At 59.7% G+C, this 25563-nt stretch carries 27 protein-coding genes; 17 read left to right on the forward strand and 10 right to left on the reverse strand.

Annotated elements, in window-relative coordinates; genetic code table 11:
- Positions 1-7: 7 nt before the first annotated feature.
- The gene (locus AC0L7L_RS18590; RefSeq protein ID WP_473510611.1) at positions 8-1558 is read right to left on the reverse strand and encodes an MDR family MFS transporter; all 1551 of its coding nucleotides are present in this window, start codon (positions 1556-1558) and stop codon (positions 8-10) included.
- 98 nt (positions 1559-1656) lie between these two features.
- Here AC0L7L_RS18590 and AC0L7L_RS18595 point away from each other — a divergent pair, with 98 nt between their 5' ends.
- The 5 genes from AC0L7L_RS18595 (at position 1657) to AC0L7L_RS18615 (ending at position 6627) form a co-directional block, all read left to right on the forward strand.
- Positions 1657-2205 carry a MarR family winged helix-turn-helix transcriptional regulator gene (locus AC0L7L_RS18595; protein ID WP_473510613.1) on the forward strand — a complete coding sequence of 183 codons (549 nt, stop codon included), beginning with the start codon at positions 1657-1659 and terminating at the stop codon, positions 2203-2205.
- Positions 2206-2269: 64 nt separating this feature from the next.
- On the forward strand, positions 2270-2932 hold the full coding sequence (locus AC0L7L_RS18600; RefSeq protein ID WP_272213575.1) for a thiamine diphosphokinase: 663 nt from the start codon (positions 2270-2272) through the stop codon (positions 2930-2932).
- A gap of 3 nt (positions 2933-2935) precedes the next feature.
- A complete protein-coding gene (locus tag AC0L7L_RS18605) occupies positions 2936-4762 on the forward strand; it encodes an ABC-F family ATP-binding cassette domain-containing protein (RefSeq protein ID WP_473510615.1) in 1827 nt (608 codons plus the stop codon).
- On the forward strand, positions 4762-5310 hold the full coding sequence (locus AC0L7L_RS18610) for a gamma-glutamylcyclotransferase family protein (protein WP_473510617.1): 549 nt from the start codon (positions 4762-4764) through the stop codon (positions 5308-5310). The genes AC0L7L_RS18605 and AC0L7L_RS18610 overlap by 1 nt, the downstream gene beginning before the upstream one ends.
- Before the next feature lie 81 nt (positions 5311-5391).
- Positions 5392-6627 (forward strand): AI-2E family transporter, encoded by a 1236-nt coding sequence (locus tag AC0L7L_RS18615; protein ID WP_473510619.1) that lies wholly within the window; start codon positions 5392-5394, stop codon positions 6625-6627.
- A gap of 3 nt (positions 6628-6630) precedes the next feature.
- On the opposite strand, the gene AC0L7L_RS18620 is transcribed toward AC0L7L_RS18615, so the two are convergent.
- Positions 6631-7209, reverse strand: a complete 579-nt coding sequence (locus tag AC0L7L_RS18620; RefSeq protein ID WP_473510621.1) for a L,D-transpeptidase family protein — start codon at positions 7207-7209, stop codon at positions 6631-6633.
- A gap of 109 nt (positions 7210-7318) precedes the next feature.
- Here AC0L7L_RS18620 and AC0L7L_RS18625 point away from each other — a divergent pair, with 109 nt between their 5' ends.
- Positions 7319-8002, forward strand: coding sequence for a response regulator transcription factor (locus tag AC0L7L_RS18625; RefSeq protein WP_272213579.1), 684 nt, complete (start codon positions 7319-7321; stop codon positions 8000-8002).
- Between the two features lie 62 nt (positions 8003-8064).
- Positions 8065-8511: a Crp/Fnr family transcriptional regulator gene (locus AC0L7L_RS18630; RefSeq protein ID WP_272213580.1), complete on the forward strand. Its 447-nt coding sequence runs from the start codon at positions 8065-8067 to the stop codon at positions 8509-8511.
- Positions 8512-8556: 45 nt separating this feature from the next.
- On the opposite strand, the gene trhO is transcribed toward AC0L7L_RS18630, so the two are convergent.
- The 3 genes from trhO to AC0L7L_RS18645 all read right to left on the reverse strand — a co-directional run bounded on the left by trhO (position 8557) and on the right by AC0L7L_RS18645 (position 10961).
- Positions 8557-9468 (reverse strand): oxygen-dependent tRNA uridine(34) hydroxylase TrhO, encoded by a 912-nt coding sequence (gene trhO, locus AC0L7L_RS18635; protein WP_272213581.1) that lies wholly within the window; start codon positions 9466-9468, stop codon positions 8557-8559.
- Between the two features lie 91 nt (positions 9469-9559).
- Positions 9560-10483 (reverse strand): CHAD domain-containing protein, encoded by a 924-nt coding sequence (locus AC0L7L_RS18640; protein ID WP_272213582.1) that lies wholly within the window; start codon positions 10481-10483, stop codon positions 9560-9562.
- Between the two features lies 1 nt (position 10484).
- A complete protein-coding gene (locus AC0L7L_RS18645) occupies positions 10485-10961 on the reverse strand; it encodes a CYTH domain-containing protein (protein WP_473510625.1) in 477 nt (158 codons plus the stop codon).
- A 200-nt stretch (positions 10962-11161) separates the two neighbouring features.
- Here AC0L7L_RS18645 and AC0L7L_RS18650 point away from each other — a divergent pair, with 200 nt between their 5' ends.
- From AC0L7L_RS18650 to dnaJ, 7 genes are all read left to right on the forward strand, one after another.
- Entirely contained in the window at positions 11162-11806 is a 645-nt protein-coding gene (locus AC0L7L_RS18650) for a 2-dehydro-3-deoxy-phosphogluconate aldolase (RefSeq protein WP_272213585.1), read from the forward strand.
- Between the two features lie 85 nt (positions 11807-11891).
- A complete protein-coding gene (locus AC0L7L_RS18655) occupies positions 11892-12581 on the forward strand; it encodes a GNAT family N-acetyltransferase (protein ID WP_473510627.1) in 690 nt (229 codons plus the stop codon).
- Complete coding sequence (locus tag AC0L7L_RS18660) at positions 12578-12793, forward strand: hypothetical protein (RefSeq protein ID WP_272213586.1); 216 nt, start codon at positions 12578-12580, stop codon at positions 12791-12793. Before AC0L7L_RS18655 ends, AC0L7L_RS18660 begins: the two co-directional genes overlap by 4 nt.
- Positions 12794-12992: 199 nt before the next feature.
- Positions 12993-14105, forward strand: a complete 1113-nt coding sequence (locus tag AC0L7L_RS18665; RefSeq protein WP_272213587.1) for an NAD(P)-dependent oxidoreductase — start codon at positions 12993-12995, stop codon at positions 14103-14105.
- A gap of 232 nt (positions 14106-14337) precedes the next feature.
- Entirely contained in the window at positions 14338-15540 is a 1203-nt protein-coding gene (locus AC0L7L_RS18670; protein WP_473510630.1) for a serine hydrolase domain-containing protein, read from the forward strand.
- Between the two features lie 352 nt (positions 15541-15892).
- Positions 15893-17818 carry a molecular chaperone DnaK gene (gene dnaK / locus AC0L7L_RS18675; RefSeq protein ID WP_272213588.1) on the forward strand — a complete coding sequence of 642 codons (1926 nt, stop codon included), beginning with the start codon at positions 15893-15895 and terminating at the stop codon, positions 17816-17818.
- 91 nt (positions 17819-17909) lie between these two features.
- Positions 17910-19040: a molecular chaperone DnaJ gene (dnaJ, locus tag AC0L7L_RS18680; protein ID WP_473510632.1), complete on the forward strand. Its 1131-nt coding sequence runs from the start codon at positions 17910-17912 to the stop codon at positions 19038-19040.
- 5 nt (positions 19041-19045) lie between these two features.
- On the opposite strand, the gene AC0L7L_RS18685 is transcribed toward dnaJ, so the two are convergent.
- Positions 19046-19225 carry a hypothetical protein gene (locus AC0L7L_RS18685; protein WP_473510634.1) on the reverse strand — a complete coding sequence of 60 codons (180 nt, stop codon included), beginning with the start codon at positions 19223-19225 and terminating at the stop codon, positions 19046-19048.
- Between AC0L7L_RS18685 and recF the strand changes: the two genes are divergently transcribed.
- Entirely contained in the window at positions 19224-20348 is a 1125-nt protein-coding gene (recF, locus tag AC0L7L_RS18690; RefSeq protein WP_473510637.1) for a DNA replication/repair protein RecF, read from the forward strand. The genes AC0L7L_RS18685 and recF overlap by 2 nt on opposite strands.
- Positions 20349-20438: 90 nt before the next feature.
- Positions 20439-21077, forward strand: coding sequence for a hypothetical protein (locus tag AC0L7L_RS18695; protein WP_473510640.1), 639 nt, complete (start codon positions 20439-20441; stop codon positions 21075-21077).
- Between the two features lie 117 nt (positions 21078-21194).
- On the opposite strand, the gene AC0L7L_RS18700 is transcribed toward AC0L7L_RS18695, so the two are convergent.
- Complete coding sequence (locus AC0L7L_RS18700; protein ID WP_018064972.1) at positions 21195-21398, reverse strand: SlyX family protein; 204 nt, start codon at positions 21396-21398, stop codon at positions 21195-21197.
- Between the two features lie 66 nt (positions 21399-21464).
- On the opposite strand from AC0L7L_RS18700, the gene AC0L7L_RS18705 reads away from it, so the two are divergent.
- Entirely contained in the window at positions 21465-22226 is a 762-nt protein-coding gene (locus AC0L7L_RS18705; RefSeq protein WP_473510642.1) for a molybdopterin-synthase adenylyltransferase MoeB, read from the forward strand.
- A gap of 5 nt (positions 22227-22231) precedes the next feature.
- On the opposite strand, the gene AC0L7L_RS18710 is transcribed toward AC0L7L_RS18705, so the two are convergent.
- The 3 genes from AC0L7L_RS18710 to AC0L7L_RS18720 form a co-directional block, all read right to left on the reverse strand.
- Positions 22232-22567, reverse strand: coding sequence for a protein tyrosine phosphatase family protein (locus tag AC0L7L_RS18710; RefSeq protein ID WP_473510645.1), 336 nt, complete (start codon positions 22565-22567; stop codon positions 22232-22234).
- Between the two features lie 34 nt (positions 22568-22601).
- Positions 22602-23489, reverse strand: coding sequence for an MBL fold metallo-hydrolase (locus AC0L7L_RS18715; RefSeq protein ID WP_272213591.1), 888 nt, complete (start codon positions 23487-23489; stop codon positions 22602-22604).
- A gap of 171 nt (positions 23490-23660) precedes the next feature.
- Positions 23661-25430: a sugar phosphorylase gene (locus AC0L7L_RS18720; RefSeq protein ID WP_473510650.1), complete on the reverse strand. Its 1770-nt coding sequence runs from the start codon at positions 25428-25430 to the stop codon at positions 23661-23663.
- Positions 25431-25563 lie beyond the last annotated feature (133 nt).

Consider the following 25563-nt stretch of genomic DNA (forward strand, 5'->3'; position numbering starts at 1 on the left):
TATCCGCTCAGGCCGGCGCCCTGAGGGCGTCAGGGGAGGTGTCCGGCCCCGGGGGATGCATGCCGAGCTTTATCGGCTTCAGTGAAATCGCAGCGATCAAGCCGGTAAGGGCAACGAAGGCGGCGAAGGCGAAGATCATGATGAAGGTTTCTGCATAGCCGGCAAGTGCTGCCTGGTGCGCCGTTCCCGTCAGGCCTGAGATCGCTGTTGGCGTCAGGTCTGTCAGTGACCCGGCGCCTGGGATTGAGGGCGCGTTGTTGAGGCCATGGGCGAGCAGCGCGCCATAGATCGAAATTGCGGTCGCCGCGCCGATCATGCGTGAAAGCGTGACCGTACCGGTGGCCGCCCCGACATCGCCGCCGAGCGCCGCATTCTGCACACCCAGCACCGGCACCTGCTGGCCCAGTCCGATGCTGATCCCCTGCGTTCCCATGATTATGGCGACGACGGCAAGCGGCGCATCTCCGCTGAAAAGTGCAAGCAGCGTGAAGCAGAGTGTGGAAAGCGCAAGGCCTATGATGGCATAGGGCTTGTAGCGCCCGGTGATCGACATCAGCCGCCCGCTGCTGATCGAGCCGATGACGATGCCAGACGTGATCGGGATGAAGAACAGCCCGGCAGCGGTTGGTGACAGGCCGTAGACCGTCTGCAGGTAGAGCGCGAGGAAATTGACCATGCCGATGGCAACGGCACCACTGGTGACCGAGACCAGAATGAGCAGAGCAACGGTCTTGTTGGCAAGCAGCGAAAGGGGAATGATCGGCTCCGGCGCGCGGCGTTCTGCTAGCACCCACGCAAAGCCGCAAACAACAGCGACTGCCACCACACCAAGGCTCGGAGCCGCAAACAGTGAGCCGAAGATCTCACTCGAATCGCTCCACAGTACGATTGCCGTGACCGTAACCGCCAGAAGGATCGCACCGGCGAAATCGATTTTCGGCTGCCGGTCGGGCTTGCGGTGCGGCACGATAAAGAACACGCCGCACAATACGACAATGGCAAGCGGCAGGTTGATGAGAAAAATCGAGCGCCAGCCGAAGGCAGCTGTCATCGTGCCGCCAAGCATCGGGCCGAGCGCGCCGGAGGTCATGATCACAAGGCTGGCATAGCTCTGGTATTTCGGCCGCTCGCGCGGCGAAAACAGATCGGCATTGAGCGAAAAGATCGAGACCATCAGCCCGCCGCCGCCGAGGCCCTGCAACGCGCGCGCGGCAATCAGCGTGTTCATCGAAACAGCAAGACCGCAGGTCAGCGAACCGATCAGGAATATGACGATTGCCGTCATAAGCACATATTTCCGCCCGATAAGATCGCCAAGCTTGCCATAAAGTGGCATCACGGCGCATGAGGCGAGCAGATAGGCGGATGCCACCCAGCCAAAACGTTCGATTGCGCCAAACTCGCCGACAATGGTCGGCAGCGCCGTCGATACAATCTGGTTGTCGAGTGTTGCCAGGAACATCGCCATCAGGAGGAAGAGGAAGGCGACAATGCGCAGACGCGGATGCTCGACCAGCGATATAAAGGGCTGGTGCGCGGAGGGCGGATTTATTGTCATTATGCAAATATGTGATAATGGCGATTATATGTCAATAGCATAAAAATGACTTTAGCATATTTTGAGTTCGCGCGGAATCTGTTATAGAAAAAGGCATGATGACCAAGAAAACCCAAGCACATGAAAACCTCGAAAACGAGGGTATCGAACGGATCTCCGGGGCGATGACCCGCAATCGGCTGATGACCCGTCGCCGTATTCTCGGGCGGCTTGCCATTGCCCGGGTGGCGCCGGCACTGGAAATCACCCATCTCGATGTGCTTGATGTCGTTTCCCGCGTCGAGTCGCCCGGCAAGGCCACCATCGGCGCGGTTGCAGAAGGCATGCGGATTGATCCTTCGCGCGCCAGTCGTATCGTGGCCGAACTTGTGACCCAAGACGTTCTGGAGCGGCGGGTATGCCAGAGCGATGCCCGTCGTTCGATCCTGGTGATCACCAAAAAGGGCGCCAAGCTTCTCAACGAAATCCATGCGGTCAAGCGGACACTGCTTGAAAGCGTCACCGAAAGCTGGGAGCCGGAGGATATCGACCGGTTTTCCAGGCTTTATGAGCGTTTCGTCTGCGGCATCGAAGATTACATTCGCGAACATGCCGCCGAAGAAGAGCCTCAACCTGTCGAAGCGCCGAAGGCCCGCTCGGCCGGCTGAAACCGATGCCGCCTTGCCCGAATATGCTTTTGTTTGGCCGTGACATTCGCTATGGCCTTAGCGCATGAAACAATCTGAAACCTTCACCCTTCTCCTGGGCGGCGCACTGGTCGTGGACGACCGTGTCAGGCGAATGGTCGCCGATACCCGTGTGGTCGCCGCCGATGGCGGCATGGTCCACGCCGAAGCATTGGGTGTCGTGCCGGAAGTCTGGGTCGGCGACTTCGATTCCACAGATGCCGACCTGCTGGCGCGCTATCCCGACATTGAGCGCAAGGATTTTCCGCCGGCGAAGAATGCAACGGATGGGGCCATTGCGATCGAAGAGGCGCTGGCCCGTGGCGCAAAGCGGATCATCATGGCCGGAGCGCTTCAGGGCGAACGCACCGACCACGGGATGATGAACATGATGCTTGCCGTGCGAATGGCTGAGGCCGGTCACGATATTGTTCTGACGTCGGGCGAGGAGGAGGCTCGGCCGTTGCTGCCCGGCGCGACCGATATCGACATGCCCGCCGGCGCGCTGTTCTCGGTGCTTGGCTTCTCTGACCTTCACGGTCTTTCGATTACCAATGCCGGTTATCCACTGGAGGCTTTCGAAGCGCCGTTCGGGTTGCCGCGCACGGTTTCCAACAAGGCCGGAACGGATGACGGACCGGTTCGCTTCGGGTTGAAAAGCGGCCGCGGCATTGTCATTTTCCGCCCTCATGATTTTTCGGGAGTTTGAGGCATGGCGCCTCCGATATTGAAGCTTGACGACATCCATTTGAGTTTTGGCGGCACGCCGTTGCTGTCGGGTGCTGGTCTGCAGGTGGAGCCGGGTGACCGGATCTGCCTTGTCGGGCGCAACGGCTCCGGCAAATCGACGCTTCTGAAGATCGCCGCCGGCCTTGTGGAGCCGCAGTCCGGCGAGATCTTCCGCCACCCTTCGGTCACGGTGCGCTATCTTGAGCAGGCACCGGATTTCGACGGCTATGCAACGGTGGACGCCTATGTGGCTGCAGGGCTTGCGCCCGGTGATGAGCACTACCGCGCTGATTACATGATGGAGCATCTGGGCGTCGACCCGAAGGCCGACCCGAATACGCTTTCCGGCGGTGAGGCGCGCCGCGCCGCTCTTGCCCGCGTTCTCGCACCCGAGCCCGATATCCTGCTGCTCGACGAGCCCACCAACCACCTCGATCTCAACACCATCGAATGGCTCGAAGGCGAACTGGCGGGCACACGTTCGGCGCTGGTGCTGATCTCGCATGACCGGCGGTTTCTCGAAAATATCTCGACGGCCACCGTCTGGCTCGATCGCGGCACGGCGCGGCGGATGGAGCAGGGCTTTGCTGCTTTCGAAGAGTGGCGCGACAAGGTGCTGGAAGAGGAAGAGGCCGAGCAGCACAAGCTGGCGCGCGCCATCGTGCGCGAGGAACACTGGCTGCGCTACGGCGTCACCGCAAGGCGCAAGCGCAACATGCGCCGTCTTGGCGATCTGCATGACATGCGCGCGCGCCATCGCGGCCATCGCGGGCCGCAGGGCACAGTCGATGCCACCGTCACTGAGGCGAAGGATTCCGGCAAGCTCGTGATCGAGGCCGAAGGCATCACCAAATCCTTCGGCACGCGCGAGATCGTCAAGCCGTTTTCGCTGAGGGTCGCCCGTGGTGATCGCATCGGCCTTGTCGGGCCGAATGGCGCGGGCAAGACCACGCTTCTGAAACTTCTGACAGGCGTGCTTGCGCCCGACAGCGGTTTCGTCAGGCTTGGCGTCAATCTTGAGATCGCCGTCATCGACCAGAAGCGCGAGGATCTCGATCCCGACGACACGCTGGCGCATTATCTGACCGACGGGCGTGGTGATACGCTGCTGGTCAACGGCGAACAGCGCCATGTGACCGGCTATATGAAGGATTTCCTGTTCCAGCCCGAACAGGCGCGCACCCCGATCCGCAACCTCTCCGGTGGTGAACGCGCCCGGCTGATGCTGGCGCGCATTATGGCGCGGCCATCGAACCTGCTGATCCTTGATGAGCCGACCAACGATCTCGATATCGAGACACTTGATCTGCTGCAGGAGATCGTTGCCGGTTTCAAGGGCAGTGTCATTCTGGTTTCGCATGATCGTGATTTTCTCGACCGCACCGTGAGTTCGACGATTGCACCGGCCAATCCGCTGGCGCCCGACGGCGCATGGCTCGAATATGCCGGTGGTTATTCCGACATGCTGGCCCAGCGAAAAGGGGCGGCTGCGGAAGCAAAGGCAGCCGAGAAGCGGGAGAAACAGGCCGCGCAGGACGAGAAGGGGTCGAGTGACCGGCCGGCAAAGAACAAGGGCAAGCTTTCCTACAAGCAGAAATTCGCGCTCGAAAATCTGCCGAAGGATATGGAGAAGATCGAGGCCGAGATTGCGGCGTTGGAGAAAAAAATGGCCGACCCGTCTTTCTTCCAGCGCGATCCCGATGGCTTCGGCAAACTGGCCGGAAAGCTGGAAGGTCTGCGGACGAACCTTGCGGCCAAGGAAGAGGAATGGCTGGAACTGGAAGTGCTCAGGGAGGAACTGGAAGGCTGATGCCGGCAGGGCTCCATTATTTCGCCTATGGTTCCAATATGCTGACAGAACGGCTCTTGCGCCGTTGTCCATCCGCGCGCCCGCTCGGGCGCGCTTTCCTTGAAGATCACACGCTCGATTTCGCCAAGCCGGGACGCGACGGATCCGGCAAGGCGACGATCGTGCCGCAGGCGGGTGCGCGCGTTTTCGGCGTTCTGTTCGCACTTGTACCCGGAGACTGCGGCCTGCTCGACGGCTTCGAAGGGTGCGGCAAGGGCTATGACCGTCTGGACGATTGCACCATCCATGCGCTCCCGGACGGGCGCCCGGTTTCAGCCTTTACCTATATGGCGCCGCCTGCTTTCCGCGATCCCACGCTTCGGCCCTTCGACTGGTATCTGGGCCTCGTCACCGCCGGCGCGCGCGAACACGCGCTGCCTGAAGATTATATTGCCGAACTCTCCCGGATCTCAGTCCGCGAAGATCGCGATGCTGATCGCGCCACCCGCAGGGAAGCGCTTGATATCCTCTCCGGTCTTGCATTCGAGAGCCCGCTTGCGGGCACTTGAATGCATGGCCTGGAGTACCGTAAATAGGACGCCGCGTTATTTGACAGCCGGTCGTCACTCATCGTGAAAGCGAAAGCAATAATGCCGGAAGCACCGCACAAGGACCACAAAATGCAACGCTGGATCGGCCAGGCTGCCGCAGGACGCGCGCCGCTGATCCCGTCGGTCACCGCCGCCCGCTGGCTGCTTCTTGGCGTGGCGCTTGCTGCCGTCTATTTCTTTCACGGTTTTCTGGTGCCGGTGCTGGCGGCTCTCATCATCGCCTTTGCCTCGCAGCCGGTTTTTCAGGATCTGAACCGCAGGCTCGGCGACCGACGCGCGCTGTCGGCCACCATCGCCATCTTGTTGATCCTGCTGTTTCTGATCCTGCCGATTGTGTTTGCTGTGATCTACATGTCGCACGAACTGGAGGCCTGGATCTCGTGGGCCGCCGAGGCGAACCGTGTCGGCGCGCCGGTGCCGGACTGGATCTTCAACCTGCCGGTGATCGGTGAATGGATTGGCGAGCAATGGCGCGACTATCTCGGTCAGCCAGGCGATATCGGCCAGTTGATCCAGGCCGTCAGCGGCGAGAATATCGGCAGCATCTACCGCACGGCGCTGTTTGTCAGCGGACGGGTTTTCGGGTTGGTTCTGTCGGCTTTGTTCATGTTGATCGCCTTGTTCTTCCTCTACAAGGACGGCGACAAGTTCGCCAGCCAGCTCGACATGATCGGCGAACGGCTGTTTCCCGATCGCTGGTACAGAATATCGCGGGTGGTTCCGGCAACGATCTCGTCAACCGTCACCGGCATGACGCTGATCGCCATGGGCGAGGGTATCGTGCTCGGAACCGCCTATTATTTCGCCGGCGTTCCGAATTTCGTGTCCTTCGGGCTGTTGACCGCGGTTATGGCGATGGTGCCTGGCGGCGCGCCGCTCACATTCACGCTGATTTCCGGTTACCTGATTGCGCGAGGAACCCCTGTTCACGGCATTGCGCTTCTCGCCTGGGGCACGATCGAGCTCTTCATTGTCGACAAGACGTTGAGACCGCGCCTTGTTGGCGGGCCGATCAAGCTGCCGTTCCTGCCGACCTTTTTCGGCCTTATCGGCGGTGTGAAGACGATGGGGCTGATCGGTCTGTTCGTCGGACCGGTGCTGATGGCACTGATCGTGGCGATCTGGCGTGAATGGGTGCTGGAGGCTTCCGGCATGGCCAGGGAAGCGGCAAATCCGAATGCCGATGTTGCGCCGCCCGGCGGCGACCCACCTGTCAGCGATGCTGAGCGTATTCGGCAAGCGGCCAGCTCGCCGGAAACAACGCCGAACGGCTAAGCTTCAGCGTAACACCACAAGCCGTGTGCCGCGCCTCAGGTGTGGGAGCAGAACGCGCATGGCGGACGGAGCGATGGCGACGCAGCCGGCGGTCGGGAGAAAACCCGGTCGGGCAAGATGAAAGAACACCGCCGAGCCCTTTTCCCGCGCCCGACACCGCATGTTCCAGTCAAGAATAATGATGATGTCGTAGATGCCGTCGTCGCGCGTGAGCTTCTCGTGACTGGGGGCGTAGGGCAGGCGGACGGGTCGATTGTAGTTCGGGTCCGAGGGTGCGTCGCACCAGCCGTCATTCGGGCCGATCCGGCGAAGGCGAAGCGGGGTTTCGGGCAGGATCGGGATGCGGCGGCGGGCAAGCCCGCCGGTCACCTTCATCATGGCAAGTGGAGTAGCGCCATCACCTTCCCGCTTCATTGCCGAGATGCCGCTCCGGCCAATAGCGGCGGGAAAACAGAGCGGGCCGCAGCGAAGCAACGCACGGTGGCGGGAGCCCGGTGCGCGACGAACGACAATGGTCGCGGGCCTCTTGCGTCGGGTGGCGGTGGCTTTCTTCACGTTTTTTTGCTTTGTGCGTGAAATCATATAGTTTCATAGCATTACGCCCGGCGGTTGCCCGTCGCAATGGCGTTTTTGCGGGCAATGCCATGCAGGAGGATATAATGGTGGGCAATGACATGAGAGGGCCGAGTGCATGACGGAAAGGACGATACTTCTGGTCGATGACGATCAGGATCTGCGTGAGACGCTTGTCGAGCAGCTTGAGCTTTACGACGAATTCGCCATCCTTTCAGCCGACTGTGCGGCGCGCTCACTGAAGATGCTCAGGGAAGAGCAGGTTGACCTCTTGATCATGGATGTCGGGCTTCCGGACATGGATGGGCGCGAAGCGGTAAAGATGGCCCGCAAGAACGGCTACAAGGCGCCGATCATCATGCTGACGGGCCACGATACCGACAGCGACACGATCCTGGGGCTGGAAGCCGGCGCCAACGACTATGTCACCAAGCCGTTCCGGTTTGCCGTGCTGCTTGCCCGCGTGCGTGCGCAGTTGCGCCAGCATGAGCAGAGCGAGGATGCCACCTTCAACGTCGGCCCTTACGTGTTCAAACCGGGACAGAAGCTGTTTACCGGCGATGGCGGCAAGAAGATCCGGCTCACCGAGAAGGAAGCGGCGATCATCCGCTATCTTTACCGCGCGGGCCAGAAAGTGGTAACCCGCGACATGCTTCTGGAAGAGGTCTGGGGTTATAATTCAGGTGTCACGACCCATACACTTGAAACCCATGTCTACAGGCTGCGCCAGAAGATTGAGGAAGATCCGTCGAATGCGTGCATTCTGGTAACCGAAAACGGCGGCTATAAACTGGTACCGTAGCTGGCAGCCAGCCCCTGAGGGCAAGGCGTGGCAGGGGTCAAGATATGGCCGGGGGATGAGATATGGCATTGTCGCGCGACATCGAGAAGCTCCGCAGGACCGAGCTTTTCTCGGGCTTCTCGGACGATCAGCTCCGCCTGATCGCCTTCACCGTCACCCGTCTTTCTGCTGATCAGGGCGATGTTCTGTTTGAAGAAGATGCGGAAAGCCTTGGTGCCTATCTCGTCGAAAGCGGAACGCTGACGCTTGAAGCCGGCGGACGTTCGGCAGGCATTGCCGGCCCCGGCAGCCTGCTCGCAGAAGCCGCCCTGATCAGTGCCATACCGCACCGCGTTTCGGCGGTTGCCGCAGAGCCATGCGCGCTCCTGCTGATCCGCCGCGACCAGTTCCTGCGGCTGATCGAGGAATATCCCGACATTGCCGTGGAAATGGACAGTCGCCTGCGCCGCAATTTCTCCGAAATGGTCAATGCGCTTTCAGCCGTCAAGACAAGGCTTTCGGACTTCTGAGAGCCCGCGCTTCCCTGCGTCAAAGCAAAGGCTTGTCGCCGACCCTCATGCTCCCAGATGCCGCTCGCCACGCTGTTTGGCCAGAGCAATCTGGTGCTGGCGTTCGCGGAAACGGGCGCGGTCTGCGTTGGAATAGCTTTCAGCACAATGCGGGCAGGACACGCCTTCCTCATATTCGGCGGAAAGCTTGTCTTCCGGTGTGACCGGATGGCGGCAGGCGTGGCAGAGCTGGTGCTCGCCTTCCTTGAGACCATGGGTGACCGAAACGCGCTCGTCGAACACGAAACAGGCACCGTCCCACAGGCTTTTGTCTTCCGGTATTTCCTCGAGATATTTCAGAATTCCGCCCTTGAGGTGGTAGACCTCGTCAAAGCCCTGCTCCTTCATATAGGCGGACGCTTTTTCGCAGCGAATACCGCCGGTGCAGTACATCGCGATCTTCGGCTTGTTGTGGAGGCCCCGGTTTTCCTCAACCCAGCGCGGAAACTCGCGGAAGGTCTTGGTGTTCGGGTCAACCGCGCCACGGAAAATGCCGATCGCGGTTTCGTAATCATTGCGGGTGTCGATCACGATCGTGTCCGGATCGGTGATCAGGTCGTTCCAGTCCTGCGGGTCGACATAGGTTCCGACCGTCTTCAGCGGATCGATATCCTCAACCCCCATGGTCACGATTTCCTTCTTGAGCCGCACCTTGAGGCGGTTGAAGGGCATCTTGGAGGCATGGCTTTCCTTGTGCTCGAGACCGGCAAATTCGGGCCGGGCGCGGATGAAGGCCAGCACATTGGCAATGCCCTCATGGCTGCCGGCGATGGTGCCGTTGATGCCTTCATGAGCGATCAGCAACGTACCGCGCACGCCGTTTTCTTCACAGCAGGCCAAAAGCGGCGCGCGAAACGCCTGAAAATCGGCAAATCGTGTGAAGTGATACAGGGCTGCGACCAGATAGGACCGTTCCATGGTCTCTCTCCGCTTTCTTCAATCTTGAGCTTGTGCAGTTATTGGGTTGGCCAATACACGCATCGGCGGTTTTTGGCAATTATGCTAAGGATCAGCGGTGCTCATGGGAGCCGACCCGCTTCTTCCATAATGTCCGGATGATCTTGGCTTCCACATGCGCCTCGTCTCCGAAGGTCTTGCGTGCCATCTTGATTGCGCGCCGCCGCAACTGCGCGCGGGTGCTGGTGGCGGTCTGGCGGCAGGTCGCCAGCGTTTCCGCGTTGAGCGGGAGTGCATTGCTGTCATCCAGAAGCGAAAGCAGCATGCTGAGGTCATGCTCATGGCCAAGTACATCGGCCAGCGCCTTGGCACCGTCGCGTTTGACTTTCAGTGCTGTGGGCCATGCCGGCGACAGCAGCGCGCAGAACATCCAGTAGGTCTGGCTCTTCTTGCGCAATTCGTGAAAATCATCATCGTCGCCTTCGGCCTGGGCCGTCATCAGCGCCACTTGTGCATTGCTCAGCTGTTTCTTCCAGCCTTTGGACAGGTATTTCGCGGCCGATGTGCGGTCTTCGTCGAAATCGGCACCTTCAATGGCGGCAATTGCCTCACGACAGGTATGGATTGCGGCCTTCACCTTTTGCCTCAGCTCTGTATCCGAAACGGCGGCAGAAGTTCGCCGGGCGAATAGCGCGGCCTCGAGTCGTGCGAGCGCCATGTCGGTTGTACCGTCGTGCAGGAAAGCGCGCAGATACGCTGCGCATTCGATCAGCGCAGTGGCATCGCGGCCGCCGGCAAGGTCCGTGGCCATATCACGGATGCGGGCATTCTCGGCCTCGGCGAAATCCTTGGCGATCGGCCGGATCAGCCTGTAAAGGCCGCGCACGCGCTTGAACTTCTTGCGCGCATCGTGGATCGCTTCATGCAGTCCGTCGGGTTGTTTTTTCAGCGTTTTGACCGCGTCTTCCAGCTGGGAGATGGCCGCCTTGCGGACGGCCGCGTCAAACGATTTTTCGGGGTCGAGCGCGAAAGCCATGTCAGCCGTTCTCTTCTGGTATGGCGCCTGTCTCGGCGAGCGCCTGGTTGATGTAGCGCCGGTCTCCGGTCACCTCGCAGCCAAGCCAGTCGGGAAGGCGCGGTGTTGCCTTCTCGTCGGGAAGCTCAACCTCGGCTACCACGAGACCGGCAAGATCACCATGGTAGACATCCACTTCCCAGACGAAATCGCCATCCGGCACACGGTAGCGCGTCTTGTCGATCACGATGCCGAGCGCGTGGGTCGTCATGTCGCGTGCGTCCTCCAGGGGAACGTCATATTCAAACTCGTCGCGGCTCATTGCATTGCCGCCGAATTTCAGTGTGATACGGGCATGGCTTTCATCGAAAATCCTGACGCGGGCGGAACGGTCGGGCGCGCCGAGCAGATAGGCTTGCGTCAGTCGCACGCCCTTTTCCGCACCATCCTTCCAACCGTCGCCGTCTACGAGGAATTTCCGTTCGATTTCCCTGGCCATCGAAACCCTCTCCCCGTCCAATCCCGTGACGGAAACTGTTAATCGAGATCAAACCCTGACAACAGGAATACGATAAGAAGACGGCTACTGTCGCGGGCAATGATTCACGTCGATTATAATTCCTTCCGGTCTCGACTTGATGCCTGTGCCGGGGTATTTCAAATGCAGCTTGCAAAAAAGTTCAAAAGGCCAGTGCGACCATGGATGCTAAAACCCAAAATCTCCTAGATGCCCTCACCGCCCAGCCCGTCGTTCCGGTGCTGATCGTTGAGTCCGTCGAACATGCCGTACCGCTGGCGCGGGCGCTTGTCGAGGGCGGATTGAAAGCGCTGGAAATCACGCTGCGCACCGATGCCGCGCTCGATGTGATCAAGGCCATGTCCGAGGAAATCGAGGGTGCCGTCATTGGCGCTGGCACCATTCTTTCGGCCCGCGACTATGCGGCCGCAGAAAAGGCCGGTGCGAAGTTCATTGTGTCGCCCGGCATCAACGGCGATATCCTGGATGCCGCCGATGACAGCGAAGTGCCGCTTCTGCCAGGCACGGCGACGGCCAGCGAAGTGCTGTCGCTGCGTGAGGAAGGCTACCGTGTGATGAAGTTCTTCCCCGCCGAACAGGCCGGTGGCGCGCCCTATCTGAAGGCGCTGTCCTCGCCTATCGCGGACGTCAAATTCTGCCCGACCGGCGGTGTTTCGCTTGCCAATGCGCCCGATTACCTCAAGCTTCCCAATGTGATCTGCGTCGGCGGCTCCTGGGTGGCGCCAAAGGATCTGGTCGCCAGGGGTGACTGGGCCGGGATCAAGAAACTGGCCGAAGAGGCCTGCGCATCGCTTGGCAAATACTGAGACCGACAACAGGAACGCCCGCCTTTGAAGGCGGGCGCTTCCGTCTGAAATCCGGCGGTTTTGCCCGCTGTTCAGGGAGGCCGTTTTGTCCGATCTTTCCGGTTTTTCGCCACGGCTCAAGCCACAGCCCGTGCATCAGCGCGGGGTCTATGTCACGGTTGAGCCTTATGATACGGGCGAGCACGGCGCTGCACTGTGGCACGCGCTCGGCGGCACAGCCGAAACCGTCAGTGCGCTTCTGTACTATTTCCCCCAACCTGACTTTGCCGGCCCTGACGATTTCTATGCCTGGCTTGAAGATCAGAATGCTGCGGGCTCCTGGGTAACGCGCGTCTTCAAGACGGCGGAAACCGGCACGGTTGTCGGGATGGCGAGCTATATGCGCATCGACGAGAACAACGGCGCGGTCGAGATCGGTTCGGTCGCCCACGGTGCAGCGATGCAGCGTTCGCCGATGGCAACCGAGGTACACTATTTGTTGGCGCGTCACGTTTTCGATGACCTCGGCTACCGGCGCTATGAATGGAAGTGCCACAACGGGAACGCGCCTAGCCATGCTACTGCGCAGCGGCTGGGGTTCACCTTCGAAGGCATTTTCCGCAACCATATGGTCGCCAAGGGCAAGAACCGCGATACCGCCTGGTATTCGATGATCGACAGTGAGTGGCCAGCCATCAGGACCGCGCTCGAGACCTGGCTGTCGCCCGACAATTTCGATGCGGATGGCCGGCAGGTTCGGGGCCTGAAGGCGATCAGGACCGGGAGCGAGCAATGAATGACGATACGTCTGGCAATCGCGCAGCCATTATCGCGGCGGCGATCATCTTTGGCGGGTTGCTGATCGGCGGATATTTCCTGCCCGATGTCATAAATTATGTGGCGCTGTTTTCGCCATGGCTTGCGATCGGGGTGGGCATCTTTTTCGTGCTCGCCGTCTTCCTGATTTTCTGGCTGCGCGGCCGCTACCAGCGCCGCCACGGTCGATAAGCGCCGCAAACTGCAGCCTGGCAATGCGATTACACATCCTGAAACCGAAAAGCCTACCCGGATGATGCAAGGCAGGCTTTTAGCCTTTCTTCCGACCGGCAGTGGCATTGTTGGTATGCTGGTTGTTCACCGTTTTCTGGCTGGGTGCCACGACCAGCGCCGTCACGGACGGAAACCCCAGTGCAAGGAGCTGCTGACCATGACCGAAATTACACCCGCCTGGGCAAGGGCGCATATGCCACGTGTGGCGCGCGCAATTGAGACCCTGCCGGCAATGACCGGCGTCCGGCTCGCCATGAGCATGCATCTCGATATGAAGATGCTGCCGCTGGTGGAAGGGCTGGCCGGGCGCGGTGCGGCACTGTTCATCACCACCTGCAATCCGGCAACCGTGCGCAATGATGTGGTCGATGCCATGCGGGCGGCCGGTGCGCGCGTCGATGCCTTCAAGGATATGCCGGAAGATGATTGGCAAAGGGCGATTGAAAACGGGATTGACTGGGGCCCGACCCATCTTTGCGAAATGGGGTCGGATTATACCCACAGGCTTCTGTCCGCCGGCGGGCCGCTTCCCGAGATTACGGCCGGGCTTGAAGCGACCGGCTCCGGCATTAACCGGCTGCAGGGCGCGCTCCCGCCCTGGCCGATCTTCAATTGGGACGATCTGCCGGTCAAGGAAGGTCTGCACAATCGGCATATGGTCGGGCTGACCACATGGAACGCCTTTTTCACCCGCACGCTTTTGAGCCTGCACGAAAAGAATGTGCTGGTGGTTGGTTACGGTTCTGTCGGGCAGGGGCTTGCAGCCAGTGCCAGAGCCTTCGGGGGCACGGTGATGGTGGCCGAGATCGATCCTGCCCGTCTCCTGCAGGCGCGCTATGATGGCTGGCGGACCGGCAGCGTTGCCGCGCTCGCGCCCGAGGCCGATGTTATTGTCACGGCCACCGGTGGTCATCACGTCGTGCCGTTTGCGGTGATCGAGACACTGAAGGACGGCTGTTTTCTTCTGAATTCCGGCCATCGTCTCGACGAGATCGAGCTTCTGCCGCTTCTGGCGCTGCCAGTGGATAGGGCTCTGCCTGCGGTCACCACCCACAGGCTTCCCTCCAGCAGCAGGGTTCACCTTTTCGTCGGTGGTGCCATGGCCAATCTGACCGGCGGCGAGGGCGACAGCCTCAATGCCTTTGACATGACGCTCGCGGTGATGGCCGAGGGTGTCGGCCATATTGTGGGCAAAGGCGCGCTGGCGCCGCAGGGCGTTCACCTGCTGCCGCGAGACGTCTGGGAGCGCGCCTGCCCGGATCCCCTGTGACAGGCCCTTGCAACCGGCCCCTTGTGACCGGCTGAATAATCGTAATCAGGTTAATTCAGTGTCTGGCTGCGCCTTGCTTCTTTGGTGGATAAGTTGCCTTTTGCCCCGAGATTGGTAAAGCTGCGCCTGTTCTGCTTGAGCAGAAAACAAGCAGTTGGGGGCAAAGCCTGATATCGGGCGGCTGAAAAGGCTGCATCTCCGGTCGCGGGCGCCTTGAAACAGGGGTTAGCTTATGATGCGTGTTATGGCGGGGGCGCGAGACCGCCTCGCTTGTTTTGGGGCGGTTGCCCTTGTTGTTCCGGTTCTTGCCTTCGCCGCGCCAGCCACGGCCTTCGATCTTGAAGGCTATCTGGAAGAGGTTCGTACGGAATACGGCCTTCCCGCGCTTGCCGCTGCTGTGGTCAAGGACGGTGAGACCGTAGAGGCCGCTGCGGTTGGCACCAGGGTTCTGGGTGCGGATATTCCGGTCACTGTCGACGACCGGTTTCATCTCGGTTCCAACACCAAGGCGATGACCGCAACGCTTGCCGGCATGATGGTTGATGAGGGCAAGCTCGATTGGTCGTCGACCGTTGGCGACGTGTTGGGTGCGAATTTTCCGGGCATGAGCGAAAGCCTTTCGGCGGCAACGCTGGAGCAGCTTCTTTCCCATTCGAGCGGTGTTCCCGCCGACACTGATGAGATTGTCGATCTCTATTTCAGCGCCGAGGTCTTCGACTTCAATCCGTGGGAGCAGCGTGAACGCCTGCTCGACGCCTGGAAGACGAACGAAGTGACGATCCCGGACGGCTCGCCGTTCCAATATTCCAATCTCGGCTACATCATTGCCGGTATGATGGTTGAGGCGGTTGCCGGCGAGAACTGGGAAACGCTGATGAACGGACGGATTTTCGAGCCGCTCGGCCTTGATACAGCTGGCCTCGGGCCGCAGACCAGCTTCGGTCTTGTGGATGCGCCGGTCAGTCACCGGATCGAAGAAGACGGAACTGTGACGCCGATGTACTGGGGGGCTGCCTCCGATGTTCCTCCGGCCATGGGACCGGCCGGGACCGCACACATGTCTGTCGGCGACTATGCAAAATGGGCGTCCTGGAATGTGGGTGAGGGCAGGCGCGGCCCGGCGCTGGTTTCGCCGGAAACGCTCCAGTATCTTCATGCCGCCAAGGTTCAGACCCCTCTGCGCGAAAACCCACCACCCGGCACGCCGACGACGGGCGAATATGCGCTTGGCTGGGGTGTTGTGCCGTTCGATTGGGCCGACCGGCCGCTTCTGACCCATAACGGGTCGAATGCGATGAACCTGGCCCGCATCGTGCTTGATCCGGAGGAAGACCTTGGCATCGTGGTGCTGACGAATTTTTCGGGCCAGTCGGCCAATCAGGCCGCAGGCGATGTCTTGGCCGGACTCTATGCGGAATTCTCGCAAAACGAGTAATCAACCGCCAGAAATTGAGCCATGGTTAATCCCTTGGGGTTGATATCGGGCCCGACCGACCGCAAATCCATCGGGTCCGGCGTTATCCCTTGAGGAGCGTCTGAGACAAGCACGACATCGCTGACGTAAAGATGGTACCTTATGGCCCTCAAACGATGCCCAGAGCCGCTAAATTGGCGTGTAATTGCTGCCATAAGCATGGTGAAGCGCCTTGCAGAGACATTTGGTGCTCATTATATAGCGCTCACAACGGCGTTATCGCCGCGAAATTCAAATCAAGACCATAGCTCAAGGGGCCGTCACAGAATGCCTGAAGGGTTCGGATGGCCTGCTTAAAAGGAGACACGCGAAAATGGCTAAAGTAATTGGTATTGACCTCGGTACGACGAATTCCTGCATCGCCATCATGGATGGCAAGGATGCCAAGGTGATCGAAAACGCCGAAGGCGCCCGTACGACCCCTTCGATGGTGGCTTTTTCTGAAGATGGTGAGCGCCTTGTCGGCCAGCCCGCCAAGCGTCAGGCTGTGACCAATCCCACCAATACACTCTTCGCTGTCAAGCGCCTGATCGGCCGCCGCTACGAAGACCCGACCGTGACCAAGGACAAGGGCCTGGTTCCCTTCGAAATCGTCAAGGGCGACAATGGCGATGCCTGGGTGAAGGCCAACGACAAGTCCTATTCCCCGTCGCAGGTCTCGGCGATGATCCTTCAGAAGATGAAGGAGACCGCGGAAGCTTATCTCGGTGAAAAGGTAGAGCAGGCCGTCATCACGGTTCCCGCCTACTTCAACGACGCCCAGCGTCAGGCCACCAAGGATGCCGGCAAGATCGCCGGTCTGGAAGTGCTGCGCATCATCAACGAGCCGACGGCTGCTGCACTCGCTTACGGCCTCGACAAGAACGAAGGCAAGACCATTGCCGTTTATGACCTTGGCGGTGGTACCTTCGACGTGTCGATCCTCGAAATCGGCGATGGCGTCTTCGAAGTGAAGTCGACCAATGGCGATACCTTCCTCGGTGGCGAAGACTTTGACATGCGTCTGGTCGAATATCTTGCAGACGAGTTCAAGAAGGAAAACGGCATTGATCTGAGGGCTGACAAACTGGCCCTGCAGCGTCTGAAGGAAGCCGCCGAAAAGGCCAAGATCGAGCTTTCGTCCTCGCAGCAGACCGAAGTCAACCTGCCGTTCATCACGGCTGACGCGACCGGCCCGAAGCATCTGACGTTGAAGCTGACCCGCGCCAAGTTCGAAAGCCTCGTTGCTGATCTCGTCAAGCGCACAGTTGGCCCCTGCCAGGCCGCGCTGAAGGATGCGGGTATTTCGGCAAGCGAGATTGACGAAGTTGTTCTGGTCGGCGGTATGAGCCGCATGCCCAAGGTTCAGGAAACCGTGAAGCAGCTGTTCGGCAAGGATCCGCACAAGGGTGTAAATCCGGATGAAGTCGTGGCGCTTGGTGCTGCCATTCAGGGTGGCGTTCTGCAGGGCGACGTCAAGGACGTTCTGCTGCTTGACGTGACCCCGCTGTCGCTCGGTATCGAAACGCTCGGTGGCGTGTTTACCCGCCTTATCGACCGTAACACCACGATCCCGACCAAGAAGAGCCAGACCTTCTCCACGGCAGAGGACAATCAGTCCGCTGTGACCATTCGTGTGGCTCAGGGCGAACGTGAAATGGCGGCCGACAACAAGATGCTCGGCCAGTTCGACCTCGTTGGCATTCCGCCAGCACCGCGCGGCGTGCCGCAGATCGAAGTCACCTTCGATATCGACGCCAACGGCATCGTCAACGTGTCTGCCAAAGACAAGGGCACCGGCAAGGAACACCAGATCCGTATTCAGGCGTCGGGTGGTCTTTCCGATGCCGACATTGATCAGATGGTCAAGGACGCCGAAAGCCACGCCGAAGAAGACAAGAAGCGTCGTGCTGCGGTTGAGGCGAAGAACCAGGCTGAAAGCCTGATTCATTCCTCCGAGCAGTCGCTCAATGAGCATGGCGACAAGGTTTCGGAAGAAGACCGCAATGCCATCACGGCGGCGATCGAGGAACTGAAGACGGCTGTCGGTGCCGAAGAGCCGGATGCCGATGACATCCAGGCCAAGACGCAGACGCTGATGGAAGTTTCGATGAAGCTCGGTCAGGCCGTCTATGAAGCTCAGCAGGCTGATGAGAACGCGGCTGCCTCCGCGGATGCCGCCAGGGACGCCGAGTCCGACGTTGTCGATGCTGATTTCGAAGACGTCAGCGATGATGACGACAACAAGAAATCGGCTTGATTTGAGCGTCGCTCGTTATCAATCCTGAAATCAAACATCCGGCCGTTCCCAAGGCGGCCGGAGAATTCTGTTCAAGAGGTTGGCAGACTCCATGGCAAAAGCGGACTATTACGAGACACTCGGGGTCGGCCGTTCGGCAGACGAAAAGGAGCTGAAGAGCGCCTTCCGCAAACTTGCGATGAAGTGCCATCCGGACAAGAATCCGGATAATCCCGAGGCCGAAAAGAAGTTCAAGGAAATCAACGAAGCCTACGAGACGCTCAAGGACCCGCAGAAGCGAGCTGCCTATGATCGTTTCGGTCATGCCGCGTTTGAAAACGGCGGCGGCGGACCGGGCGCTGCTGGCTTCGGAGGCGCCGGTGGCTTCTCCGATATTTTCGAGGATATTTTTGGCGAAATGATGGGCGGCGCGCGCGGGCGGCGTTCTTCCGGCGGACGCGAGCGCGGGGCTGACCTGCGCTACAATATGGAAATCTCGCTGGAGGAAAGCTTCGAGGGCAAGACGGCGCAGATCAGGGTTCCGACCTCAGTCGTCTGTGACGAATGCACGGGCTCCGGTGCAAAGCCGGGTTCGAAGCCGTCGACCTGTGCCACCTGTCACGGTTCTGGCCGGGTGCGCGCGGCGCAGGGCTTTTTCTCGGTGGAACGTACCTGCCCGACCTGTCACGGCCGTGGCGAAACGATTTCCGACCCCTGCACGAAATGCCGTGGCGAGGGACGCACGGTCGAGGAGCGTTCGCTTTCGGTCAACATTCCGGCCGGTATCGAAGACGGTACCCGCATCCGCCTTCAGGGTGAGGGCGAGGCGGGCTTGCGGGGCGGGCCATCGGGCGATCTTTACATCTTTCTGTCGGTCAAGCCGCATATGTTCTTTCAGCGCGATGGCGCGGACCTGCATTGCAGCGTGCCGATCTCGATGACCCAGGCGGCTCTTGGCGGCAAGTTCGAGGTCACCACGCTGGACGGCACCAAGTCGCGTGTTGCGGTTCCCGAGGGCACTCAGACTGGCAAGCAGTTCCGCCTCAAGGGCAAGGGCATGCCGGTGCTCCGATCCTCCCACAAGGGCGATCTCTACATTCAGGTTCGCGTCGAGACCCCGCAGAAACTGACACGCCGTCAGCGCGAATTGCTGGAGGAATTCGACGAACTCTCGTCCAACGAGAACAACCCGGAATCCAACGGCTTTTTCGCCCGGATGAAGGAATTTTTCGGGACGGAGTGATGGCATCACAGTCGCTGATACCATTTGAAGGCGTCGGGGTAGGCCCCGGCGCTTTTTTGTTGATCGTTGTGAACATCAGAGTGGTTCATTGTGGCCCTGAACTGCTCTGGCCAGTCATGGCGGTCTTTTGTCTTGATCGCTTTTGCCCCATAAGGGGCGGACCATTTGAACAGAAACTGCGCCATGCTGCCCTCTATTTTCCTGACTGTGCTGAAGCTCACTGACTTCCGCAATTATCCGCAAGCATCGCTTTCGCTTGATGGACGGCATGTCGTGCTGACGGGGGAAAACGGGGCGGGCAAGACCAATCTCATGGAAGCCGTGTCTTTCCTGTCGCCCGGGCGTGGCATGCGCCGGGCCTCCTACGGGCAGGTCGCACGCAAGGGGGCGGCTGCCGGTTTTACGGTGTTTTCCGAGCTCGAAGGCATGGAGGGCGGCGTCGGTATCGGAACCGGGACGGACGGCACGGAAGGAGCAGGCCGTAGGGTCCGCATCAACGGTACGCAGGCCACTTCAGGGGATGAGCTTCTCGATCATGTGCGGGTGATCTGGCTGACGCCCTCCATGGACGGGCTTTTCACCGGGCCGGCCGGCGACCGCCGTCGCTTTCTCGACCGGATGGTGCTGTCGATCGATCCTGCGCATGGTCGCCGTGTCGCAGATTTCGAGCGGGCCATGCGCTCGCGCAATCGGCTTTTGTCGGAGCGACGCATGGAGCCCGCGTGGCTCTCCGGGCTGGAACAGCAGATGGCCGGGCTCGGCGTGGCGATGGCACTGGCGCGGCGCGAGCTGCTGTCGCTCCTGACCGGGCTGATCGCCGAAAGCGAGGCAGGCTCTCCCTTCCCCGCACCCGATATCGCGCTCACCGGCTTCTTCGCCGATGTGGCCGAGGCACCGGCGATCGATCTGGAGGATCGTTACCGGGCGCTGCTGGAAGAGGAGCGCTACCGTGATGCTTCTGCCGGTCGCACGCTGGATGGGCCGCATCGCAGTGAGATGGCCGTGCGGCATCAGCAAAAGGACATTGAGGCGGCACTGTGCTCAACCGGGGAGCAGAAGGCGCTGCTGATCGGGCTGGTGCTGGCGCATGCAAAGCTCACCCGCCGCATCAGTGGCTATCCACCGATCATGCTGTTCGATGAAGTTGCCGCCCATCTGGACGAGGAACGGCGCGCGGCGCTTTTTACCCGCATTTCCGAAATCGGCGGTCAGTCCTTCATGACCGGCACCGACCGGGCGCTGTTTACCGCGCTCGGCGACCGCGGCCAGTTCTTCAACGTCGCGAACGGGGTGGTGAGCGAAGCTTAGCGCCGATGCTGGAAAGTGCTTCTGATAAAAAGCGAACAGCGCGTCGCGGACCTATTCGGACTGGCGCCATGACACCCCCGGATCCAATCATTGGCTGTGTATGGACAAAAGACCTGCAACTATACAGCTAGACATGCACCCGTATTACATTTATCCGGTTATAGCGAAATTTACTTCAGGTTGCAGGACTTCAAAGTGGACGGCATGAGAAAAACACCCAAGATTGCGATTGCAATTATGATAGCAGCATTGTCGGGTTGTACGACTGAAACTCCTGAACCAGAAGACCTGAATCCACTATTTCCCGAGCTGTCTGAACTGGGTCAGGCGGCGGCGAAAGCCTGTCTCATTCAATTTATGGATATCGCATCTGTGGACAAAGCATCAGGCGTCCTCATAGCCGCAGGTTACGAGCTCCACGAGAAGCAATGGGAAGGCATGCGTGGCTTCACCAAGCCACTCAGCGCTGGGGGCAAATCCATTTGGGGCGATAGCAAGGGGCACACTGAAGCCGCGATCCCGACCAAAACCGATCTTGGAGGCAGACTGCACTGCCGTGCGTCGGTCCGCGGCTTTAATTCCAAAGCCCGAGGCGATGTTTTTTATCGGGCATTTGCAAAAGAGATTACCAGTTCAGCGATCGCGAATGATACACGAGTCTACGGGCGATATAAAAATGGTGCCGGCAGTGTGGGAGCCCTCTATTCACCAAAGAAATCGTCGCGATAGTGTTACGTGACAGGCGCACGCTGGTTATGCGCCGCCCTGTCTCGTTTCGTCATTTGGCGCGGCAGCTACTGCAAGGATAAAGGATAGAGGACAAAGCCTGCAGTTGAGCGGATATCTTCAGTAATGCGGCGGTTTGGTGATCGCCGGGCGTTCGCCGGCGGTTTCCTCCAGCGTTAGGAACCGGTCTGTCAGGACCTCGAACTGCTTCTTCAACCGGTCGATTTCCTTCCACTGGGCGGCAAGCTGTTCAGACAGTTCATCGATGGTTTTCGCCTGATAGGCGACGGTTTCTTCCAGTTTAAGAATACGGTCGTCACTCATGGTGTTTTCCATCACGTTTGCGGGTTCTTGGCTATCCGTTCCTGCCGTGCCTGATATAGTGAAACGATGAGCGACATTGAACCCTTTTCCCCCGAAGAAATCGAACGCTATGCCCGCCACATCGTACTGCCGGAGATCGGCGGCGCGGGTCAGCAGGCGCTCAAGCGTGCGCGGGTGCTGGTGATTGGTGCGGGCGGGCTCGGCAGTCCGGTTCTCGCCTATCTGGCGGCTGCCGGTATCGGTACGCTGGGTATTGCCGATGATGACGCCGTCAGCCTTTCCAACCTTCAACGTCAGGTCATTCATGACAGTGGCACTGTTGGAGAGGAGAAGACGAAGAGTGCGGCACGGGCGATTGCGCGCATCAACCCGCATGTCATCTGCCGTCGCTTTCACGAACGGCTTGATGCCGGAACCGTTGATGATGTCCTGGCCGGTTTCGATATCCTCGTGGACGGGTCCGACAATTTCGACACGCGCTATATGGCCGCCGATGCTGCCGAGCGCAGGAGCGTGCCGCTGGTGACCGGCGCCGTCGGCCGGTTCGATGGATCGCTGACGGTGCTGAAGCCTTATGCGGCGGGGGTTGATGGAAAGCCAAACCCGCGTTACCGCGATCTCTATCCGAAAGCGCCGCCGTCTGGCCTGGTGCCGTCCTGCGCCGAGGCCGGCATTGTCGGCCCGGTCACCGGCGTGATCGGCACGTTGATGGCGATGGAAGTGATCAAGCTTGCGACGGGCGCCGGTGATCCGCTGATTGGCCGGCTTCTGCTTTACGACGCGCTTGCCACCCGCTTTGAAACCATCGCCTACGCGCGGAAAGCCTGAGGCGACTAACCCGCCTGCAGGGCGAGGTTATAAAGGCCAGCACAGCGGCCGCCTGATGCGCAGAAGGCAAGAACCGGTCCTTCTGTTTCATTGAGGATCGTCTTCAGCTTCGGCGCTTGGGTGATCGGCTGATGGCCGCCGCCGACCGGCACATAGTAGCAGGCGAGGCCTTCTGCCTTTGCCGCCTCTTCGATCTCGGCGAATTTTGGCTGAAAAAAGCCCTCGCCGTCCGGCCGCATGCAGATGACGGCGGCGAAACCGGCTTTTGCCACCTCCGCCATATCTTTGGCCTTGAGCTGGCCAGAGATGTGATAATTGCTGTTGATTGCGCGAGTCCGCATGCCGGTTTCTTCCTGTTGCAGATGATGTCGAGCGTCAGAGCACGTTGATCGGCACTTTCAGCATCGGTCGCCCGTCACTGTCTTTAGGCACATCGCCGGCGCGCATGTTGACCTGCAGAGAGGGTAGGATCAGCCGCGGCATCGACAGCGTTGCATCGCGCTTTTCGCGCATCTCCACAAATTCATCCTCGCTGATACCGTCATGGAGGTGGATATTGTGGCGGCGTTCCTCGCCGACGCTGGTTTCCCATTTGATGTCGCGACCATTCGGGCCGTAATCATGGCACATGAACAGCCGCGTCTCTTCCGGTAGCGCCAGAACGCGCTGAGTGGAGCGGTAGAGCGTGCGGGCGTCACCGCCCGGAAAATCGGCACGCGCCGATCCGCCATCGGGCATGAACAGCGTATCGCCGACAAAGGCGGCATCACCGATTACGTGGGTCATGCAGGCGGGGGTGTGGCCGGGCGTGTGCATCACATGGGCCGTCAGTCCGCCGATTTCATAGCTGTCGCCATCGCTAAACAGACGGTCGAACTGCGAGCCATCGCGCTGGAACTCAGTGCCTTCGTTGAACACCTTGCCGAACGTATCCTGCACGGCCACGATATTCTCGCCAATGCCAAGCAGGCCGCCAAGCTGTTCCTGAATATAGGGCGCTGCGGAAAGGTGGTCGGCGTGGACATGGGTTTCGATCAGCCATTCCAGCCGCCAGCCATTGTCCCTGATCATCCCGATCATCCGGTCGGCGCTTGCATGGGAAAGGCGTCCGGCGGGGTAGTCGATGTCCATCACACTGTCGATGATCGCGCAGGCATCAGAAGCCGGATCGTGCACGATGTAGGAGATTGTGTTGGTGGCGGGGTCGAAGAAGCCGTGGACTTCAGGCCTGATAGCAGGGTCGGGCGAAAATGGCAGGGACATGTCCGGTCTCCCTCGGGAATGGTTCGGAGTTCGAGATTACAGTACGTATATACGAAACTATGAAATTAATATGGCAAAAAACACACGGCGGCAAGCCGGGTGCTGGGTTTTGTTCGGTTTCTCGGTGGAAGAAGCGTGGCGGCAAGATGGTGTTGCCGCCGCAGCAAGCGCCTATCTCTTGTTGGTGATCCACCGGCACTGGTAGGGCGCAAAGGTGATCTTGGCATCGCTGGCCGTCTCGCCGGAAATCAGGTCGACCCAGTTCTCTCCACCGATCAGGTTCAGCGCCATCGCCGGAATCTCGAGTGTCTCGTTGGTAACATTGTTGATCGCGAAAATGCTCTGGGTACGATCGACGCTCTGGCGCCAGAAGCCGAACAGCTTTTCTCCCAGATGCAGGGTGAACTGGGTCGCATTCGGGTGAAAGGCGGGTTGTTTGGTGCGAATGCCGATACGTTCACGCATGGCATTGAAAACCCTGGCATGCTGCGTGGTTTCGTCGGCAAGCGCTTCTTGCAGCGCATCATAATTCCAGCGATGGCGGTTTATTGCGCGGTTATGGCCGGACTTTTCGACGCCCTCATAGTCGTTGCTGGTGGCCAGCAGCGAGTGGATATAAAAGGCCGGAATGCCTTCCAGCGCCATGGCGATCGTCTGGCTGCAGAGGAAGCGGGCGATGTTGTGTTCGTCCTCGCCGTTGACCGTACCTTTCAGCGCATCGAACAGCGCGACATTCATCTCGTAGGGCCGCATTGAGCCGTCGGAAAGCTGACGCATGGAGATCCGGCCGCCAAAGCCTTTAACCGTTTCGACCATCTGCATGATGGCCTCGTCGGACAGCAGGCTTTCAGCGGGTCTGAGGCCGATGCCGTCATGCGAGGCGGTAAAGTTGAAATAGGCACAGCCCATCTGTGCCGGGGGCATCGCCATCTGCCAAGCATTGAGGAATTGTGAGGTTCCCGTCAAAAGCGCGTGCACGATCAGCGGCGGCAGTGAGAAATTGTAGATCATGTGGGCTTCGTTGCGATTGCCGAAATAGCTCAGATTTTCGATATTCGGCACATTCGTCTCGGTAATGAGAACGATGCTTTCTTCGCTGTAATCGGCCAGAAGCCGCATCAGCCGGATGATCTCGTGGGTCTGGGGCAGGTGGATGCAGGAGGTGCCGATTTCCTTCCAGATGAAGGCGCAGGCGTCGAGCCTGATGGTACGCACGCCACTATTGATATGGAACCGCATGATTCGCAAAAATTCGAGCAGCACTTCCGGGTTGGAAAAGTCGAAATCCACCTGATCGTGGCTGAACGTGCACCAGACATGCTGTTCGCCTTCGGCGGTCTCCACCTTGCGCAGCAGCGGATGGGCGCGCGGCCTGACAACCGAGGAAAGGTCGTCTTCCGGTGAGGCGGTGAAGAAGAAATCCTTGTAGGGTTCATGGCCCATGCGGAATTCATTGAACCAGCTGCTCTGACTGGAACAGTGGTTGAGCACCAGATCCGACATCAGCCGGAACTCGCGGCTGATGCGCTCTATGTCCTCCCAGCCGCCAAGGCCGCTGTCGACCGCCCGGTAGTCGGTGATCGCAAAACCGTCATCGGAAGTATAGGGGAAATAGGGCAGGATATGCACGCCCTTGATGACACCCTTCAGGTTTTCGTTGACGAAATCCTGAAGCAGCGAGAGCGGCTTGTGTTCCCCGTCGATAATCGAATTGCCGTAGGTGATGACATAGGTGTTGTCGGCGCTCCACATATTGTTGCCGGCAACGCGGCCGCGCTTGCGCGGAACCGCGCCGTCGCTCCAGAAGGCTTCGATGATCTGCCGCGTCAGTGCGCGCGAGTCTTTTTTCGGATAGATGCTCTCGAGATGGAGCCTGATGCTCTCCCGCAGCCGCCTGGAAATCACCATGCTTTTTTGCGGCGTCTCAGAAATTGTTGTCATTCTGGTCCTTCTTTCCCCACACGCCAGAGGTTAGCATGTCGGTTCCGATTGGCAATCGTCTATCCAGAGCAATTCTTGGCTTTTTGTTGCACTGCCGCATCACAGCGTCTCAACCGCCCATCCTTGATGACGC

Source organism: Martelella sp. K41-7, assembly GCF_055808365.1.